Below are 668 nucleotides of genomic sequence, written 5' to 3' on the forward strand. Positions count from 1 at the left end.
GCAAATACAGGCGCCAAGACTGGTATCCGACCGAGGCCCCAGAGGAGGCGGCGGTGGTGCAGTGGCTCATGGTCGCCGAAAGCGAGATCGCGCGGGGACCGAACGACGCCCGTCTGCACGACAAATTCGGCTACCAAATCGATGTCGCGGGAGCGCGGGCCAAGGCGGGCCGCATACTCGAAGTACTTGAGCAGCATCTTTCGACCCGCGACTGGCTTGAGGTCGGCCGACCGACAATCGCTGACATTGCCTGCTTTCCTTATGTTGCTCTGAGCCACGAGGGCGGCGTATCTCTCGAGCCGTATCGAGCCGTCCGTGGCTGGGTGGACCGTATCAAGGCGCTCCCCGACTTCACCCCCATGCCCGCAATCTAGAGGAGGCTCGTCCGGTGGCGTTCAAGATCACATCCTACGAGCATGTGGGCATTCGGGTGACCGATCGAGCCCGGGCTACCCAATTCTACGAAGCCCTGGGCTGGAAGGAGGAGATCGACCTGCCAGAACACATGGCCAACGAGATGGTCAACGAAAGCGGCGTATACATCAATCTCATCTTCAACGGGATACCTCGCGATGGGGCGAAGAACATCCTGCAGGACGAAGACCTGAAGCACCCGGGTATGACGCACGCGGCGTTTATCGTGGATGATCTCGATGCGCTGATGGGCA

General features: G+C 60.6%; 2 protein-coding genes. Both read left to right on the forward strand.

Annotated elements, in window-relative coordinates:
* A partial coding sequence (locus tag A9995_RS15770) for a glutathione S-transferase C-terminal domain-containing protein (RefSeq protein WP_233998283.1) occupies positions 1-374 on the forward strand: 374 nt, incomplete at its 5' end.
* 14 nt (positions 375-388) lie between these two features.
* On the forward strand, positions 389-668 hold a 280-nt coding region (locus A9995_RS15775), incomplete at its 3' end, for a VOC family protein (protein ID WP_199797291.1).

The organism is Erythrobacter sp. QSSC1-22B, from assembly GCF_001678665.1.
Classification (GTDB): Bacteria; Pseudomonadota; Alphaproteobacteria; order Sphingomonadales; family Sphingomonadaceae; genus Qipengyuania.